The sequence below is a fragment of the Saccharopolyspora sp. NPDC049357 genome (assembly GCF_040677225.1).
Lineage (GTDB): Bacteria > Actinomycetota > Actinomycetes > Mycobacteriales > Pseudonocardiaceae > Saccharopolyspora.
Map to the genome: position 1 here is coordinate 1 of NZ_JBFAQJ010000037.1, position 16675 is coordinate 16675.

Sequence of the window (16675 nt, forward strand, 5' to 3'; positions counted from 1 at the left end):
TGGTCAGGGGCATAAAAGAACACTAACCAAAACAGTCCACTGTTGAGTTCTCAAAGAACACACCCACACCATCGCCACAACCCCATTTCCAGGGCGTGAACTCCGGGGAGTCATTTCCTCGTTCGCGCTTTCGCTGCAGTGAAGACTAGCAGGCCCTTTTTTCGGTCTCACCGGGGGGGTAACCCTTATCCGGTGCCGCCGAATTCGGCTCGCTATTCTGCCCGGCAGCTTACCAAGCGCTATTTTCAATCAAAGAACAGGGTGGAAAACCGCGTCCGCATCCCCAAGCCGATTGGCTTGCTTTTACTTTCTCGATTTCCCGGTCGGGGCGCCCACTCTACCATCCGGAGACAGGAGCTTGGTTCGCAACCCCGCATCAGGCCCGGCCCGGTTTTCCCGGCCCGTGTCGCTCTGACTTGGAATAAGTTACACGGTCTGTTTCGCGGGGGTCAAACCGGGGGGGTGGTCAACCGAAACGGGGCGCGAACCCGCAGGTCAGCGCCCCGTTTCAGTGCTCGCGGCCGTGTCAGCTCAGGACCTTGGCCCCGGCCGTGTGGCGCTTGCCGCGGCGGACGACCAGCCAACGACCGTGCAGCAGGTCCTCCTGGCTCGGAACCCAGTCCTCGCTCGCGATCTTGACGTTGTTGACGTACGCGCCGCCCTCCTTGATGGTGCGTCGCGCAGCGCCCTTGCCGTTGGCCAGACCGGTTTCGACGAGCAGGTCGACGATCGTCGGTCCGTCGGCCAGGCGCACCTCGGCCTGCGGGACCGCGGCCATGGCGGAGTCCAGGGTCGCCTCGTCGAGCTCGGCGATCTCGCCACGCCCGAACAGCGCCTGGCTGGCGGCGATCACCTTGCGGGTCTGGTCCTCGCCGTGCACCAGCGTGGTCAGCTCCTCGGCGAGCCGCTTCTGCCCCGCGCGCAGCTGCGGGCGCTCGGCCGTGGTCTTCTCCAGCTCCTCGATCTCCTCGCGGTCGAGGAAGGTGAACAGCCGCAGGTAGTTGGGCACGTCGGCGTCGGCGGCGTTCACGAAGTACTGGTACCAGGCGTAGGGCGAGGTCAGCGACGGGTCGAGCCAGACGTTCCCGCCGCCCGTGGACTTGCCGAACTTGCGTCCCTCCGAGTCGGTGACCAGCGGCAGCGTCAGCGCGTGCGCCGCCGCGCTCTCCTGCTTCCGGATCAGGTCCACCCCGGCGATGATGTTGCCCCACTGGTCGGACCCGCCGAGCTGCAACGTGGTGCCGTGCTTGCGGTAGAGCTGCACGAAGTCGTTGGCCTGCAGCAGCATGTAGCTGAACTCGGTGTAGGAGATGCCGTCGGTCTCCAGCCGGCGCTTGACCGTCTCGCGCGCGAGCATCGTGTTCACCGAGAAGTGCTTGCCGACGTCGCGCAGGAACGCGGTGACCGACAGATCAGCGGTCCAGTCGGCGTTGTTGGCCATGACCGCGCCGGTCGGCGAGTCGTCGAAGTCGACGAACGTCGACAGCTGGCCGTGGATCTTGTCGGTCCACTCGGCGACGGTGCTCTCGTCGTGCAGGTTGCGCTCGCCGACGTCGCGCGGATCACCGATCAGACCGGTTGCCCCGCCCGCCAGCACCACGGGCCGGTGGCCCGCCTGCTGGAACCGGCGCAGCGTCAGCATCGGGATCAGGTGGCCGGCGTGCAGGCTCGGCGCGGTCGGGTCGAAACCCGCGTAGAGAGTGAGCGGGCCGGTGTCGAGGTCTCGGCGCAGCGCGTCGAGGTCGGTGGATTGCGCGATCAGTCCGCGCCAGGCCAGCTCGTCAAGGATGTGCTCACTCACGCAGTCCAGTTTCGCTCATCCCCGCAAACGGGTTTACGTCCGGGCTCGGGTCCGGCGTCGCCCGCCGCGCCGGTAGGCGCTGACGGACTCCGAGCCGTCGACCCACGACCGCCACGGCAGGTCCATGGCGGCGGCGACGCCGACGCGGGGGCCGCTGCGGATGTCGTCCTCGGCGACCTGCGTGCCGTCGTAGAGGCGGACCGGCGAATCCGGCGAGGTCAGGTCGACGCCGTTGTGCTCGCGGGTGATGCCCAGGACCCCGGCGAGCCGGGCAGGGCCGCTGGCCAGCTGGGCGTCCTTGCGGGCGGCGGGCTTTCGGCTGCGAGCGAGCTCGCTGCCGGTGGTGATCTCCCCGGCGCGCAGCAGAACCGCGCCGGGGACACCGTCGGTCATGCACACCACGTTGATGCAGAAGTGCATCCCGTAGACGAAGTAGACGTAGAGGTGGCCGGCGGGGCCGAACATGACCGAGTTGCGCTCGGTCCGGCCCCGGTAGCAGTGCGACGCCGGATCATCGGTGCCCCGGTAGGCCTCCACCTCGACCAGGCGCACGCCGACCTCGCCCTCGGGGCTGCTGGACCGCAGCTCGCAGCCCAGCAGCCGACGCGCGACCCACAACGGGTCGCGCGCCAGCTCGTCGCTCGTCACCAGGTCCACGCTCAGCACCCTACCGGGAGCGCGTTGACGTTGATCACTCCGACAGCCACCCGCGGTGCTCGTCGACTGCCGCCACGACCTGCTTGCGCTGCTCCGCGACCCGGCTCGGTGCGGTGCCGCCGTGCGAGTCGCGGGACTCGATGGAGCCCGAGACCGTCAGCACCTCGCGGACCTGCGGGGTCAGGGCCGGGTGGGCTGCGGTCAGTTCCGCATCGGTGAGCTCGTCCAGGCCGACTCCGCGCGTCTCGGCGGTGCGCACGCACTCCCCCGACGCCTCGTGGGCGACGCGGAACGGGACTCCCTGGCGCACCAGCCACTCGGCGATGTCGGTGGCGAGGGTGAACCCGGCGGGCGCGAGCTCGGCCATCCGCTCGGTGTGGAAGGTCAGCGTGCCGAGCATGCCGCTCATCGCGGGCAGCAGCAGGTCCAGCTGCTCGACGGAGTCGAAGACCGGCTCCTTGTCCTCCTGCAGGTCCCGGTTGTAGGCCAGCGGGAGGGCCTTGAGGGTGCTCAGCAGGCCCGAGAGGTTGCCGATGAGCCGACCGGACTTGCCGCGGGCGAGTTCGGCGACGTCGGGGTTCTTCTTCTGCGGCATGATCGAACTGCCGGTGGCCCAGGCGTCGTCGAGGGTGATGTAGCCGAACTCGGCGGTGTTCCAGATGATCACCTCTTCAGCGATCCGGGAGAGGTTGACCCCGAGCATGGCCAGGCAGAACGCGGCCTCGGCGGCGAAGTCGCGGGAGGCGGTGCCGTCGATGGAGTTGTCGGTGGCGCCCCGGAAGCCCAGGTCGGCGGCGATGGCCTGCGGGTCCAGGCTCAGCGAGGAACCGGCCAGCGCACCCGAGCCGTAGGGCGAGTAGGCGGTGCGGGCGTCCCAGTCGCGGATGCGGGAGACGTCGCGCAACAGCGCCTGGCAGTGCGCGAGCAGGTGGTGCCCGAGCAGCACCGGCTGGGCGTGCTGCAGGTGGGTGCGCCCGGGCAGCACCGCCTCCGGGTGCGCGGCGGCCTGCCCGGCGAGCGCGTCGACGACGTCGAGGACGCCCGCGGCGATGCGCCGGTTGGCGTCGCGCAGCCACATCCGGAACAGGGTGGCGACCTGGTCGTTCCGGGACCGACCGGCCCGCAGCTTGCCGCCGAGGTCGGCACCGACGCGTTCCAGCAGGCCGCGTTCGAGGGCTGTGTGCACGTCCTCGTCGTCGATGACCGGGGTGAACGCTCCGGATTCGACGTCGGCTGCGAGGGTGTCGAGCCCGGCGAGCATCGCGTCGAGCTCGTCCTGGGTCAGCAGCCCGGCGCGGTGGAGGACTCGGGCGTGGGCGCGCGATCCGGCGATGTCGTAGGGCGCCAGTCGCCAGTCGAAGTGCGTCGACAGGCTCAGCGCGGCCATCGCCTCGGCCGGGCCGGAGGCGAACCGGCCGCCCCAGAGCTTGGTGGGCTCACTGCCTTGCTGCGTCACGTTCGGTTCCTCGGTGCTCTCTCGGTTGGCTTCCGGGCAGTTCTCCTGTCGAACCGCCCGCGTTCGATGTCCCTGGTGTCCGGACAGCTCGGACCAGACTGCCCTACGCCTCATCCTCGACGTGGAGGCCGCCCGCTGCCATCGCGGTGAAGCGCTCGGCGAGCTCGTGCCCGGTCAACGGCTCGCGGGCGACGATCATGACCGTGTCGTCACCCGCTATCGAGCCCACGACCTCGGTGAGCGCGGCGCGATCGATGGCGCTGGCCAGGAACTGGGCAGCGCCCGGCGGTGTCCGCAGGACGGTGAGGTTGCCCGCGCCGTCGGCACCGGCCAGCAGCTCGCCGAGCAGACGGCTCAGCCGCGAGGTGCCTCCCTGGACGCCTCGGACCGGGCTGCCGTCCTCCGGGATGACGTAGACCGCCGCCCCTCCGTCCGGGCCGCGCAGCTTGACGGCGCCGAGCTCGTCGAGGTCCCTGGACAGCGTGGCCTGGGTGACCTCGATGCCGGCGTCGCCGAGCAGCTTGGCCAGTTCGGTCTGGCTGCGGATGTCCATCGAGGACACGAGTTCGACGATGCGCGCCTGCCGCGCGACCCGGGTCGTGCTCACGATCGTCGCACCAGCCAGGACAGCAGGGCCTTCTGGGCGTGCAGCCGGTTCTCGGCCTCGTCGAACACCGCGCTGGCGGGTCCGTCGAGCACGTCGTCGGTGATCTCCAGGCCGCGGTGCGCGGGCAGGCAGTGCAGCACGCTCGTGTCGGACTTGCCCGTGGCGGCCAGCAGTTCGGCGTTGACCTGGTACGGGCGGAACGGGCTCACCCGGTCCTTGCCGTCGTTCTCCTGCCCCATCGACGTCCACGCGTCGGTGACCAGCACGTCGGCGCCTTCGACGGATCCCTGCGGGGTGTTGTGCAGCTCGACGGAACCGCCGGTCTCCGCCGCGCGCTTGCGAGCCGCTTCCAGCACCCACTCGGCGGGGCGGAAGCCCTCGGGGGCGCCGATCCGCACGTGCATGCCCGCGGTGACGCCGCCGACCAGCAGCGAGTGCGCCATGTTGTTGGCGCCGTCACCGAGGTAGGTCAGGGTCAGCCCGGCGAGCTTGCCGTGGCGTTCGCGGATGGTCTGCAGGTCGGCGAGCACCTGGCAGGGGTGGAACTCGTCGGTGAGCGCGTTGATCACCGGTCCGCGCGAGACCGAAGCCATGGCGTCGATGCGCGCCTGGGCGAAGGTCCGCCACACGACGGCGTCGACGTAGCGGGACAGCACGCGCGAGGTGTCCTCGATGGTCTCCTCGCGACCGAGCTGCATCATCCGCCCGTCCACCACGATCGGCTGCCCGCCGAGCTGGTGAATGCCGACCTCGAAGGAGAGGCGGGTCCGGGTGGAGTTCTTCTCGAAGAGCACCGCGATCGACTTGCCCTTGAGCACGTCGGAGCCGAGCGGATCGGCCTTGAGCTCGTCGGCGAGGTCGAGCACCTCGGCCTGCTCGTCGGGCGTGAGGTCGTCGTCGCGGAGGAAGTGCCGGGACATCAGTTCTCCTTGGCAGCGTTGAGCAGTTCGGGAAGGTCGGCGAGCAGTCGCTGCACCTGCTCACCGCGCACCACCAGTGGCGGGCACAGCCGGATGGCGTCCGGCTGGATGGGGTTGACCAGGTATCCGCGTTCCTGCGCGGCGGCCGCGACCTTGGCGGCGACGGGTTCGGTGAGCCCGATGGCGACCAGCAGTCCAGTCCCGCGGACCTCGCGAACCAGCGGGTGGCCGAGCGCTTGCACACCGCTGACGAGGTCCTTGCCGACCTGTTCGACGTGGTCGAGCAGTCCTTCGGAGGCGATGGTGTCGAGCACTGCCAGAGCCGCCGCACACACGATCGGGTTGCCGCCGAAGGTGGTGCCGTGTTGACCGGGGTGCAGCAGGTCGGCGGCGCTTCCGATGCCGATGCAAGCGCCGATCGGCAGACCGCCGCCGAGGCCCTTGGCCAGGGTGATCACATCGGGCGTGACGCCCTCGCGCTGGAAGGCGAACCACGAGCCGGTGCGGCCGATGCCGGTCTGCACCTCGTCGAGGACCAGCAGCGCACCGTTGCGGGAAGCGATCTCGCGGGCGGCGCGCAGGTATCCCTCGGGCGGGACGACGACCCCGTTCTCACCCTGGATCGGCTCCAGGAACACCGCGGCCGTGTTGTCGTCCACTTCGGACTCCAGCGCGGCGACGTCGCCGTAGGGCACGTGCACGACACCGGCGGGCATCGGCGCGAACGGCTCCTGCTTGCCGGGCTGTCCGGTCAGCGCGAGCGCGCCCATGGTGCGGCCGTGGAAACCGCCCTGGGTGGCGACGATCTTGGGACGTCCGGTGAGCCGGGCGATCTTGAACGCGGTCTCGTTGGCCTCCGCGCCGGAGTTGCAGAACAGCACGCGCCCCTGGCCCGCCACCCCGGCGAGCTCCAGCAGCCGCTCGGCCAGCGTCAGGCCGAGCTCGTGCACGTAGAGGTTGGAGACGTGCCCCAGCTTGGCGACCTGCTCGGACACCGCCTGGACGATCGCGGGGTGGGCGTGGCCGAGGGCGTTGACGGCGATCCCGCTGACGAAGTCCAGGTAGGTCTTGCCGTCGGCGTCGGTCAGCTCGGCACCGGAACCGCTGACGAAGGTCAGCTTCGGGGTGCCGTAGTTGTCCATCATGGACGCCTGCCAGCGCTGCATCCCGGTCGCGTTGGTGGTCATGCGTCCTCCGTGTTCTTGCGGGGCACCCGCACCCGGTCGGCCGGCATGAGCGTGGGAAGCGGAATCGTCACTCATGCGTCCTCCGATTCGACGGGGAACACCATGGTTCCCACTCCGGCACTGGTGAAGACTTCGAGCAGGACGGAATGCGCCAGCCGCCCGTCGATGACGTGAGCGCGCGGCACTCCCCCGCGCACGGCGCGCAGGCAGGCTTCCATCTTCGGGACCATCCCGGAGGCCAGGTCCGGCAGCAGCTCCGCGAGCTGTTCCACGTCGAGCCTGCTGACCAGCGACGACTTGTCAGGCCAGTTGGTGTAGAGACCTTCGACGTCGGTGAGCACCACGAGCTTCTCAGCCCCCAGCGCGACCGCCAGCGCACCGGCGGCGGTGTCGGCGTTGACGTTGTGCACCACGCCGTCGGCGTCGGGGGCCACGGTGGACACCACCGGGATGCGTCCTGCGTTGATCAGGTCCAGCACGGCGTCGGGGTTGACGTCGACGACGTCGCCGACCAGCCCGACGTCGACCGCTTCGCCGTCGACGGTGGCGGTGCGGCGGGCGGCGGTGAACAGCCGCGCGTCCTCGCCGGACATGCCGACCGCGTAGGGACCGTGCTGGTTGATCAGGCCGACGAGCTCGCGCCCGACCTGCCCGAACAGCACCATCCGGACGACGTCCATCGTCTCCGGCGAGGTCACGCGCAACCCGCCGCGGAACTCGCCCTCCATGCCGAGCCGGTCGAGCATCGAGGTGATCTGCGGACCGCCGCCGTGCACCACGACGGGACGCAGGCCCGCGAGCCGCAGGAACACCATGTCCTGCGCGAACGCGGCCTTGAGCTCGTCGTCGATCATGGCGTTGCCGCCGTACTTGATCACCACTGTGGCGCCGTTGAAGCGCTGCAACCACGGGAGCGCTTCGACGAGGACGCTGGCCTTCTCGGCCGCGGTGGCCAGCCGATCGCTGGTGTCACTGGTCATGAGGAGTACGCGCTGTTCTCTTCGACGTAGTCGTGGGAGAGGTCGGTGGACAGGATCGTGGCGGCGTGCTCGCCGAGGTGCAGGTCGATGACGATCTCGATCTGCCGCCCCGACAGGTCGGCCTCGCTGCGGTCGCGGGCGGTCGCGCCGTGGGCGTAGAGCGTGACCCCGTTGGTGGCGATCTCGACCTTGTCCACGTCGATCTCGGCCTGCGCGCGGCCCAGCGCCATGGCGATGCGGCCCCAGTTCGGGTCGGATCCGAACATCGCGGTCTTGACCAGGTTGTCCTCGGCGACGATCCGGCCGATGGTCACCGCGTCCGCTTCGCTGACGGCACCGCGCACGGTGATGTCGATGGTCTTGGTGGCGCCTTCGGCGTCGTCCTGCAGCTGGCGCACCAGGTCCTGGCAGACGGCGGTGAGCAGCGCGGTGAACTCCTCCTGGGAGGCTTCGACGCCCGAGGCGCCTGAGGCCATCACCAGCACGGTGTCGTTGGTGGAGGTGCCGCCGTCGACGTCGAGCCGGTCGAAGGTGACCCGGGTCGCCGCCCGCAGCGCTTCGTCGAGGTGGGCGCCGCTGATCATCACGTCGGTGGTGATGACGCTGAGCATGGTGGCCATGTTCGGCGCGAGCATGCCCGCTCCCTTGGCGAACCCGCCGATCGACCAGCCGTTCTCGTGCGCGTGGTGCGCCTGCTTGGCCTTGCTGTCGGTGGTCAGCACGGCGGTCGCGGCGTCCAGGCCGGACTGCTCACCTGCGTCGAGCGCCTTGGCGGCGGTGTCGACGCCGGGCAGCAACGCGTCCATCGGCAGCCGTTCACCGATCAGGCCGGTCGAGCAGACCGCGACCTCGATCGCTCCGGCGCCGAGGACGTCGGCGACCTTCTCCGCGGTGGCGTGGGTGTCCTGGAAACCGCCCGGTCCGGTGCAGGCGTTGGCGCAACCGGAGTTGAGCACGATCGCGCGCAGCTTGCGCTCCTGCAGCACCTGCTGCGACCACAGCACCGGCGCGGCTTTGACCTTGTTCGTGGTGAACACGCCGGCCGCCGACTGCTGCGGACCGTCGTTGACCACGAGTGCGAGATCGCGCGCCCCCGCTGCCTTGATGCCTGCGGCGACCCCGGCCGCCCGGAAACCGGCGGGACCGGTCACGCTCATGTCTTCTCCTCGGTTCTGGTGGCGGGACTCACGGCGCGAGGCCTGCGGTGGGCAGTCCGGTGGTCTCGGGCAGGCCGAGGGCGAGGTTCATGCACTGCACGGCGCCGCCCGCGGTGCCCTTGGTGAGGTTGTCCTCGGCACCGACCACGATCAACCGACCGGCGTCGGGATCGACGGTGACCTGCAGGTGAACTGTGTTGGCGCCGAGCGTCGCCGAGGTCTGCGGCCAGGCTCCTTCAGGCAGGACGTGGACGAACGGCTCGTCGCCGTAGGCGTCGAGGTAGACCTTGCGGGCGGCTGCGGGATCGACGCCGCCGCGCAGCGGTGCCGAGCAGGTGGCGAGGATGCCGCGCGCCATCGGGGCCAGCACGGGCGTGAAGGAGACCTTGGCCTTCTCCCCCGCCGCGGCGCTGAGGTTCTGGATCATCTCGGGTGTGTGCCGATGGGCGCCGCCGACGCCGTAGACGCTGGCCGAGCCCATGACCTCGGCCGAGAGCAGGTGCGGCTTGAGGGCGCGACCCGCACCGGAGGTGCCCGTGATCGCGGTGACCACGACGTCGGGCTCGACGATGCCCGCGGCCAGCGCGGGCACGATCGCCAGCGACGAGACGGTCGGGAAGCAGCCGGCGACGGCGACGCGCTTGCTGCCGCGCAGCCGGTCGCGCGCACCGGGGAGCTCGGGCACGCCGTAGGGCCAGGTGCCGGGATGGTCGCCGCCGTACCAGCGGGTCCAGTCCTCGGCATCGTTGAGGCGGTGGTCGGCTCCGCAGTCGACGACCACGACGTCCTCGCCGAGCTCGGCGGCGATGGCCGCGGAGTGGCCGTGGGGCAGCGCGAGGAACACGACGTCGTGGCCGCGCAGCTGCTCGGCGGTGGTCTCTGTGAGCTCGCGGTCGGCCAGGCGCAGCAGGTTGGGGTGGTGCTGACTGAGCTTGCTGCCCGCGTTGCCTCCCGCCGTCAGCGCGCCGATCTCGACCTCGGGGTGCGCCAGGAGCAGGCGGAGCAGTTCTCCGCCCGCGTAGCCACTGGCACCCGCTACAGCAACCCTCACCGTCATACGGATGATTATGCACTGCTATGCAAAATCAATCAAACAGCTTTCCGGGGCCGACCTCAGTTTCCCACGTCACGCCCCCGCCCGACCTGTGACGCTGCACCGAGCTCAGACCCCCGGCCACCGACCACCCGGGTTGACCGGATTTCCACTGAAATCGGAGGTCTGACTTCAGTGGAAATCCGGGGTCTGACTTCCACTGAAATCCGGTCACAGGAGTGCGGCGTCGGGGGCCGGTGGCAGGATCGGCGGGGTGGGTGAGGTCGCGGGGTACCGGGAGGCGGCGTTGCGGCTGCTCGGCGAGCACGCCGTGGCGGAGGACGCGCCCGCGATGCAGCGGTACATGAAGTCGGAGATGCCGTTCATCGGGGTGCGCAAGCCCGCGCGCGTGCGGATCGTCGATGCGCTGTGCGAGCGGTTCCGCTTCGCGATGCAGGAGGACCTCATCGATTCCGCGCGGGAGCTCTGGCGGAAGGCGAGCTTCCGGGAGGAGCGGTACGTCGCGTTGTCGGTGACGGGACACCGGGCGCAGCGGGGTTTTCAAGACCCCGAGATGCTCGGGATCTACGAGGAGTTCGTGGTCACCGGAGCCTGGTGGGACTTCGTCGACGAGACGGCGAGCCGCCGGATCGGACCGCTGTTGCTGAGCCACCCGGACGTCGTGCGCCCGCTGCTGCTGAGCTGGTCCACCGACGAGGACCGCTGGCGCCGCCGCACGTCGATCATCGCCCAGCTCCGCGCCAAGGACCGCACCGACGTCGAGCTGCTGCGGCGGAGCATCGAGGCGAACCTCGACGATCCGGACTTCTTCCTCCGCAAGGCGATCGGCTGGGCGTTGCGGGAGCACGCCAAGACCGACCCCGGCTGGGTCCAGGAGTTCGTCGAGAACCACGACCTCTCGCCGCTCTCCCGACGCGAAGCCCTCCGCAACATCGACCGCTGACCGATCGCGATCATCCGCACCCGCCAACACCTCGGAATCACCCTTAACGGCGACGTTTCCAGCTCGCGCGTTGACACCGAGTAACTCCCGGGTCATCGAAGTTTCACAGCGCTCGCAGAAGGTCACACGACGTGGACCCCCCTGTGGATTCGGTCGGTCCGGGAGGGCATCATCGAGTTCGATGACGATGATCCCGCCGCACCCGAACCTGGGGGCCCGCCACGGCCCGGCGCCGATCACGACGTCGTCCTGGGTCGGGCGGCAGGTGCTGTTACGACGCGTCGCCGCTGCCGACAGACGAATCCTGGCCGGTTTCGACCAGGACCCCACGCGCGCTCCGTACGTGCAGACCGACGGCTACCGGCACTGGGCCGCGCACCGCGCGTACCACCCCGATTCGCCGGACGACTTCCAGCTCGCCATCGAAACCCGCCGGGACCAGGTGCTCGTCGGCTCGATGTGCACCAGCCAAGCCGACGAACCGGGCGTGTTCAGCTACGGCGTCGGCATCGGCCCGATGCACCGTCGCCACGGCTACGCCGACGACGCGATCATCACGCTGCTCGCGGTCATGTTCGGCCGCCGCAGGTTCCGCAAGTGCCAGGTCGGCATCTACCAGGAGAACGTCGCCTCGCTCGCGCTGCACAGCAAGCTCGGCTTCCGCGAAGAAGGCCGCACCAGCGAACCGGACTCCCTCTCCGACGGAATGCTCCACCTGGTCATCATGGGCCTCACCGCCGAGGCCTTCACCACCAAGCACCTCCCCCGCAGCAACTGAGCACCTGACGCAACGGCCCCGCCCGGAGGGTTCCGGGCGGGGCCGTTGCACGGGTGTCTCAGGCGCGGAGGGTGGCGCCGAGGCGGTCTGCTGCGGACTTGACCGCTGCGTCCCGGGCCTCGGTGGCTTCCTCCTGCTTGAGGGTGCGATCGGGGGCCCGGAACCGCAGGGCCAGGGCCAGCGACTTCTTGCCCTCGTCGAGCTGCTCGCCCGCGTAGACGTCGAAGAGGCGGACGTCCTCCAGCAGCTCGCCGCCGCCGGCGCGGACCGCCTCGACCACGTCGGAGGCCGCGGTCGACGAGTCGACGACCAGCGCCACGTCCATCAGCACCGGCGGGTAGGCCGAGATGTCCGGCGCCGCGCGGCGCTCGACCAGCGGCAGCGCGTCGAGGTCGAGCTCCATCGCGCTGGTGCGCTTGGGCAGGCCCAGCGCCTCGACGACCTTCGGGTGCAGCTCACCGGCGTGGCCCACGACCGTCTCGCCGACCAGCAGCTCGGCGCAGCGGCCCGGGTGCCACGGGGCGTGCTCGGCGTTGCGGACCGCCAGCTCGACACCGGCGGCCGAAGCCACCACGCGAGCCGCCTGGATCGCGTCCGCCCAGTCGGCGGCGCGGCCCTTGCCCCACCAGCCGGCCTGCTCGCGCTGACCGGCCAGGACCGTCGCGACCCGCGTGGGCTGCGCGGGCAGGGCTGCCAGCAGCCCGGCGAGCTGCTCGTCGGTGGGACGTCCCTCGACACCGACCGCCGGCACCGCGGGCTGGTCCGCCGACGGCTGGCTGATCTGTCCGATGTGGAACAGCGCGACGTCGCGGTGACCACGGGAGACGTTGCGCTGCAGGGTGTCCAGCAGGCCCGTCAGCAGCGTCGTGGTCAGCTGCGACTTGTCGCTCTCCAGCGCGTTGAGCACGCTCACCGTGCGGCGGCGCTCGTCGTCCTCGGCGAGACCGAAGGCGTCGAGCATCTCGTCGCCGGTGAACGGGAAGGGCAGCACCTCGACGTAACCTGCACCGGCCAGGGCTCGCGACACCGCGCGCTTGCGGCGCTGCGCCGCCGACAGGCCGCGACCGGGCGGCGCGGAGGGCAGCACCGACGGGATCGTGTGGTAGCCCTCCAGCCGCAGCACCTCCTCGACCAGGTCGAACGGCTGCGTCAGGTCCGGTCGCCAGGACGGCGGGGTCGCGGTGATCAGACCGACGCCCTCGTCGGAGGTGCTCAGGTCGATCTTGCAGCCGATCTGGGTCAACCGCCGCGCGGTCACGCCGCGCTCGTAGGAGACCCCGGCGACCTTGTCCGGCAGCGCCAGCGGCATCGTCACCGCCGCCGGGGCCTTCGGCTCGCCCACGTCGGTGCGGCCCGGCGCGATGGTGCCGTCGCCGTAGCGGACCAGCAGCTGCGCGGCGAGCTCGGCGGCCACCGGCGCCACCGCCGGGTCCACCGTGCGCTCGAAGCGCTTGCCCGCCTCGCTCGGCAGCTTGTGGCGGCGGATGGTGCGGGCGATGTTCGCCGGGTCCCAGTTCGCCGCCTCGATCAGCACGTCGTGCGTGCCGTCACCGATCTCGGTGCTCTCGCCGCCCATGACACCGGCCAGCGACACCACGCCGGAGTCGTCGGCGATCACGATGTCGTCGGCGTCGAGGGCGCGAACCTGACCGTCCAGAGTGGTCAGCTTCTCGCCGCTCTCGGCGTGGCGGACCACCAGGTCACCGGTCACCTTCGTGGTGTCGAAGGCGTGCAGCGGCTGACCGAGCTCCAGCATCACGTAGTTGGTGACGTCCACCGACAGCGAGATCGAGCGGATGCCCGCCAGCGCGAGGCGGCGGCGCATCCACCACGGGCTCGGCGCCGTCGGGTCCACGCCGGTGACCCGGCGCAGCACGAACCGCGAGCACGCCTGCGCGTCCCGCAGCTCGACGCCGCGCGAGGGCTTGTCGTCCTCCGGGACCGGGCGGGTGCCCGGGTCGCCGAACGGCACGTCCAGCGCGTTGGACAGCTCGCGGGCCAGCCCGCGCACCGAGAAGCAGTAGCCGCGGTCGGGCGTGATGGCCAGCTCGATGATCGAGTCGTCGAGACCGACCAGCTGCACCGCGTCGTCACCGGGGTCGGCCGAACCGGGCGGCAGCACGAGGATGCCGTCGTGGTCCTCGCCGAGGCCCAGCTCCTTGGCGGAGCAGATCATGCCCTCGCTGATCTTGCCGTAGGTCTTGCGGGAGCTGATCTCGAAGCCGCCGGGCAGCACCGTGCCGGGCAGCGCGACGACGACCAGGTCGCCCTCGGAGAAGTTGCGGGCACCGCAGATGATGTTCTGCAGCTTCTGCTCGCCCTCCTCCGGAGCACCGTCTTCGGAGGCGCCGATCTCGACCTTGCAGTACCGGATCGGCTTCTTGAACTCGGTGAGTTCTTCGATCTCGGCGACTCGGCCGGCCACGAGCGGGCCGCGCACCTGCGTCAGGTGCTCGACCTCCTCGACCTCCAACCCGATCCGGATGAACGCCTCTGCCAGCGTCTCCGCGGTCGTCTCCTCGGGCAGCTCAAGGTGCTCGGCCAGCCAGGAAACCGGAATCCGCACTTGGTCAGGCCCTTCTCTCGTTCAGGTAAGTGATGTCGGGGACGTCGTGATGGGTGGCTAGATGCCGAACGGCTCGGTGAAGCGGACGTCGCCTTCGACCATGTCGCGCATGTCCGGGATGCCGTTGCGGAACATCAGGGTCCGCTCGATCCCCATGCCGAACGCGAAGCCGGTGTAGACCTCGGGGTCGACACCGCTGGCGCGCAGCACGTTGGGGTTGACCATGCCGCAGCCACCCCACTCGACCCAGCCGGCGCCGCCCTTCTTCTCCGGGAACCAGATGTCCATCTCGGCCGACGGCTCGGTGAACGGGAAGTACGACGGCCGCAACCGGGTCGTGGACTCCGGGCCGAACATCGAGCGCGCGAAGGCGTCCAGGGTCCCCTTGAGGTGCGCCATGGTCAGGCCCTTGTCCACCGCCAGGCCCTCGACCTGGTGGAACACCGGGGTGTGGGTGGCGTCGAGCTCGTCGGTGCGGAAGGTGCGCCCGGGGCAGACCACGTACACCGGCAGCTCGCGGTTGAGCAGCGCCCGGACCTGCGACGGCGAGGTGTGCGTGCGCAGCACCAGGCCGGAGTCCTCCGGCGCGACGTAGAAGGTGTCCTGCATGGTCCGCGCCGGGTGGTCCTTGCCGAAGTTCAACGCGTCGAAGTTGAACCACTCGGCCTCCAGCTCGGGGCCTTCGGCGACCTCCCAGCCCATGGCCACGAAGGTGTCCTCGATCTGCTCGGCGAGCTGCGTGATCGGGTGCCGGGCGCCGGTGTGCACGCGGTCCCACGGCAGCGTCACGTCGACGGACTCCTCGCGGAGCACTCGCTCGTCGCGCTCGGCCTGCAGCACGGCCCGGCGCTCGTCGAAGGCGCCCTGGATGGCCTCGCGGGCCTGGTTGACGCGCTTGCCCGCCTCGGAACGCGCCTTGGGCGGCAGCGCTCCGATCTCGCGGCGCGCGGTCAGCAGCGGCGAGCGGTCACCGAGGTGAGCGGGCTTGACCGACGCCAGCTCGTCCAGATCGGCGGCGGCGACGAAGGCCTTCTTGGCCTCGTCGACCGCGGCGTCCAGCGTCTCCGGCGACAGCGCGGCGACCTCTTTCGGGTCGTACGAGTCGTTGGCTCCAGACATCGTTAGTGCGTGACTCCCGTTGATCCCACAGGCATCATCGCCCAGGTCCCTGTTCTGCCAGGTGGCTGGGCTTGCGAACCTGCTGAGGTTGCATACGACTCTTCGGTGCGAAGCCGCAAGCTGACATGGGCGATTCTATGCGACGGCGTCCACGGCGTTTCGCGGTGATCCGTCCCGCCCGAGCTCAGCGGTGCTGCGCACGCGCCGAAGCGTAGAGGCAGACGGCGGCGGCCGTGGCCAGGTTCAGGCTTTCGGCCTGACCGTAGAGCGGCACCCGCAGCGTCGTGTCCAGCTGGGACTTGACCTCGTCGGACAGGCCGTGGGCCTCGCTGCCGAAGACCCACGCGGTCGGCTCGGCGAGCTCCCCCGCGCGGTCGGCGGTGTCGAGGTCACCGGCGGCGTAGCCGTCGGCGCCGACCAGCCGCAGCCCGGCGTCCCGGCATGCCGCCAGCACCGCGCTCACGTCGCGATCGCGAGCGATCGGCAGGTGGAACAGGCTGCCCGTCGAGGCGCGCACCGCCTTGCCGTTGTAGGCGTCGACGGTGTCACCGGCGAACAGCACCGCACCGGCCCCGGCCGCGTCGGACACGCGCACCACGGTTCCGGCGTTGCCCGGGTCGGCGATGCCGACCAGCACCGCGACCAGCTTCGGCCGCTGCGCCAGGGCGGCGACCGGATCGGTGCGCGGCAGGTCGCAGACCGCCACGACGCCCTGCGGGGTGACCGTCTCCGACAGCGACGCGGCGGCCTTGTCGGTCACCTCGCGCACCGGCACGCCCGCCAGCACCGCGCGCTCGGCGAGCTCGGGGTGTCGCGGTTGCTCGGTGACGAACAGCTCTCGCACCCGCAGCCGGTCGTCGGCGTGCGCGGTCAGCGCCTCGCCCACGGCCTGCGCTCCCTCGGCGAGGAACGCGCCGGCCTTCTCGCGGCCTGCGCGGCGGGTGAGCTTACGAGCGACCGCGACCCGGGACGATCGCTCGGTGAGCGGGGTCCCGGGTCGCGAATCGGAAGTGCTTTCGGCGATCAGGCCGCACTCTCCGGCAGGTTCTTGCGCGCCACGTCGACCAGCGCCTCGAAGGCCTGCGGGTCGTTGACGGCGAGCTCCGCCAGGATCTTGCGGTCGACCTCGACCTCAGCGGCCTTCAGGCCCTGCACGAACTTGTTGTAGCTCAGGCCGTGCTGCCGGGTCGCGGCGTTGATGCGGGTGATCCACAGCTTCCGGAACTCGCCCTTGCGGGCGCGGCGGTCCCGGTAGGAGTAGGTCATCGAGTGGAGCATCTGCTCCTTGGCCTTGCGGTACAGCCGGGAGCGCTGACCGCGGTAACCACGGGCCGACTCGAGAACTGTGCGGCGCTTCTTCTGGGCGTTGACCGCCCGCTTGACGCGTGCCACGGGGTCCGTCCTGTTATCTCATCAGGGGCGGCGGATTGACCGCCCAATGCGGGTGGCT

The 16675-nt window shown here is 70.3% G+C and carries 15 protein-coding genes; 2 read left to right on the forward strand and 13 right to left on the reverse strand.

From position 1 onward, the window contains the following. Window positions 1-526 precede the first annotated feature (526 nt). From tyrS to argC, 9 genes are all read right to left on the reverse strand, one after another. A complete protein-coding gene (gene tyrS, locus AB0J91_RS25340; RefSeq protein ID WP_363873360.1) occupies window positions 527-1801 on the reverse strand; it encodes a tyrosine--tRNA ligase in 1275 nt (424 codons plus the stop codon). Window positions 1802-1834: 33 nt separating this feature from the next. Beyond that, entirely contained in the window at window positions 1835-2449 is a 615-nt protein-coding gene (locus AB0J91_RS25345) for a DNA-3-methyladenine glycosylase (protein WP_363873506.1), read from the reverse strand. A gap of 43 nt (window positions 2450-2492) precedes the next feature. Next, the gene (argH, locus tag AB0J91_RS25350) at window positions 2493-3914 is read right to left on the reverse strand and encodes an argininosuccinate lyase (protein WP_363873363.1); all 1422 of its coding nucleotides are present in this window, start codon (window positions 3912-3914) and stop codon (window positions 2493-2495) included. A gap of 103 nt (window positions 3915-4017) precedes the next feature. Further along, window positions 4018-4521 carry an arginine repressor gene (locus tag AB0J91_RS25355; protein WP_132675190.1) on the reverse strand — a complete coding sequence of 168 codons (504 nt, stop codon included), beginning with the start codon at window positions 4519-4521 and terminating at the stop codon, window positions 4018-4020. Then, a complete protein-coding gene (gene argF, locus AB0J91_RS25360; protein ID WP_363793205.1) occupies window positions 4518-5441 on the reverse strand; it encodes an ornithine carbamoyltransferase in 924 nt (307 codons plus the stop codon). Before argF ends, AB0J91_RS25355 begins: the two co-directional genes overlap by 4 nt. Next, complete coding sequence (locus AB0J91_RS25365; protein ID WP_363873366.1) at window positions 5441-6628, reverse strand: acetylornithine transaminase; 1188 nt, start codon at window positions 6626-6628, stop codon at window positions 5441-5443. The genes argF and AB0J91_RS25365 overlap by 1 nt, the downstream gene beginning before the upstream one ends. A gap of 71 nt (window positions 6629-6699) precedes the next feature. Further along, the gene (argB, locus tag AB0J91_RS25370) at window positions 6700-7608 is read right to left on the reverse strand and encodes an acetylglutamate kinase (protein WP_363873369.1); all 909 of its coding nucleotides are present in this window, start codon (window positions 7606-7608) and stop codon (window positions 6700-6702) included. After that, window positions 7605-8765, reverse strand: a complete 1161-nt coding sequence (gene argJ, locus AB0J91_RS25375) for a bifunctional glutamate N-acetyltransferase/amino-acid acetyltransferase ArgJ (RefSeq protein WP_363793199.1) — start codon at window positions 8763-8765, stop codon at window positions 7605-7607. Before argJ ends, argB begins: the two co-directional genes overlap by 4 nt. Before the next feature lie 28 nt (window positions 8766-8793). Further along, window positions 8794-9822 carry an N-acetyl-gamma-glutamyl-phosphate reductase gene (argC, locus tag AB0J91_RS25380; RefSeq protein WP_363873372.1) on the reverse strand — a complete coding sequence of 343 codons (1029 nt, stop codon included), beginning with the start codon at window positions 9820-9822 and terminating at the stop codon, window positions 8794-8796. A gap of 250 nt (window positions 9823-10072) precedes the next feature. Between argC and AB0J91_RS25385 the strand changes: the two genes are divergently transcribed. Together AB0J91_RS25385 and AB0J91_RS25390 are read left to right on the forward strand one after the other, a co-directional pair. Further along, the gene (locus tag AB0J91_RS25385; protein WP_363873376.1) at window positions 10073-10762 is read left to right on the forward strand and encodes a DNA alkylation repair protein; all 690 of its coding nucleotides are present in this window, start codon (window positions 10073-10075) and stop codon (window positions 10760-10762) included. Window positions 10763-10943: 181 nt separating this feature from the next. Then, window positions 10944-11540: a GNAT family N-acetyltransferase gene (locus tag AB0J91_RS25390; protein WP_363793193.1), complete on the forward strand. Its 597-nt coding sequence runs from the start codon at window positions 10944-10946 to the stop codon at window positions 11538-11540. Window positions 11541-11598: 58 nt separating this feature from the next. Here the strand turns inward: AB0J91_RS25390 and pheT are convergent, their stop codons facing one another. The 4 genes from pheT to rplT form a co-directional block, all read right to left on the reverse strand. Beyond that, window positions 11599-14106, reverse strand: coding sequence for a phenylalanine--tRNA ligase subunit beta (pheT, locus tag AB0J91_RS25395; protein ID WP_363873379.1), 2508 nt, complete (start codon window positions 14104-14106; stop codon window positions 11599-11601). 57 nt (window positions 14107-14163) lie between these two features. Further along, the gene (gene pheS, locus AB0J91_RS25400; protein ID WP_363873382.1) at window positions 14164-15225 is read right to left on the reverse strand and encodes a phenylalanine--tRNA ligase subunit alpha; all 1062 of its coding nucleotides are present in this window, start codon (window positions 15223-15225) and stop codon (window positions 14164-14166) included. A 184-nt stretch (window positions 15226-15409) separates the two neighbouring features. Continuing rightward, entirely contained in the window at window positions 15410-16249 is an 840-nt protein-coding gene (locus tag AB0J91_RS25405) for an RNA methyltransferase (protein ID WP_363873509.1), read from the reverse strand. Further along, on the reverse strand, window positions 16249-16617 hold the full coding sequence (gene rplT / locus AB0J91_RS25410; protein WP_093415812.1) for a 50S ribosomal protein L20: 369 nt from the start codon (window positions 16615-16617) through the stop codon (window positions 16249-16251). The genes AB0J91_RS25405 and rplT overlap by 1 nt, the downstream gene beginning before the upstream one ends. Between the last annotated feature and the right edge of the window lie 58 nt (window positions 16618-16675).

Coding starts and splice junctions, on each gene's coding strand:
- argC (WP_363873372.1), bottom strand. CDS start 9,822: ATGACGGTGAGGGTTGCTGTAGCGGGTGCCAGTGGCTACGCGGGCGGA.
- pheS (WP_363873382.1), bottom strand. CDS start 15,225: ATGTCTGGAGCCAACGACTCGTACGACCCGAAAGAGGTCGCCGCGCTG.
- argJ (WP_363793199.1), bottom strand. CDS start 8,765: ATGAGCGTGACCGGTCCCGCCGGTTTCCGGGCGGCCGGGGTCGCCGCA.
- argF (WP_363793205.1), bottom strand. CDS start 5,441: ATGTCCCGGCACTTCCTCCGCGACGACGACCTCACGCCCGACGAGCAG.
- AB0J91_RS25365 (WP_363873366.1), bottom strand. CDS start 6,628: ATGACCACCAACGCGACCGGGATGCAGCGCTGGCAGGCGTCCATGATG.
- argB (WP_363873369.1), bottom strand. CDS start 7,608: ATGACCAGTGACACCAGCGATCGGCTGGCCACCGCGGCCGAGAAGGCC.
- AB0J91_RS25390 (WP_363793193.1), top strand. CDS start 10,944: ATGACGATGATCCCGCCGCACCCGAACCTGGGGGCCCGCCACGGCCCG.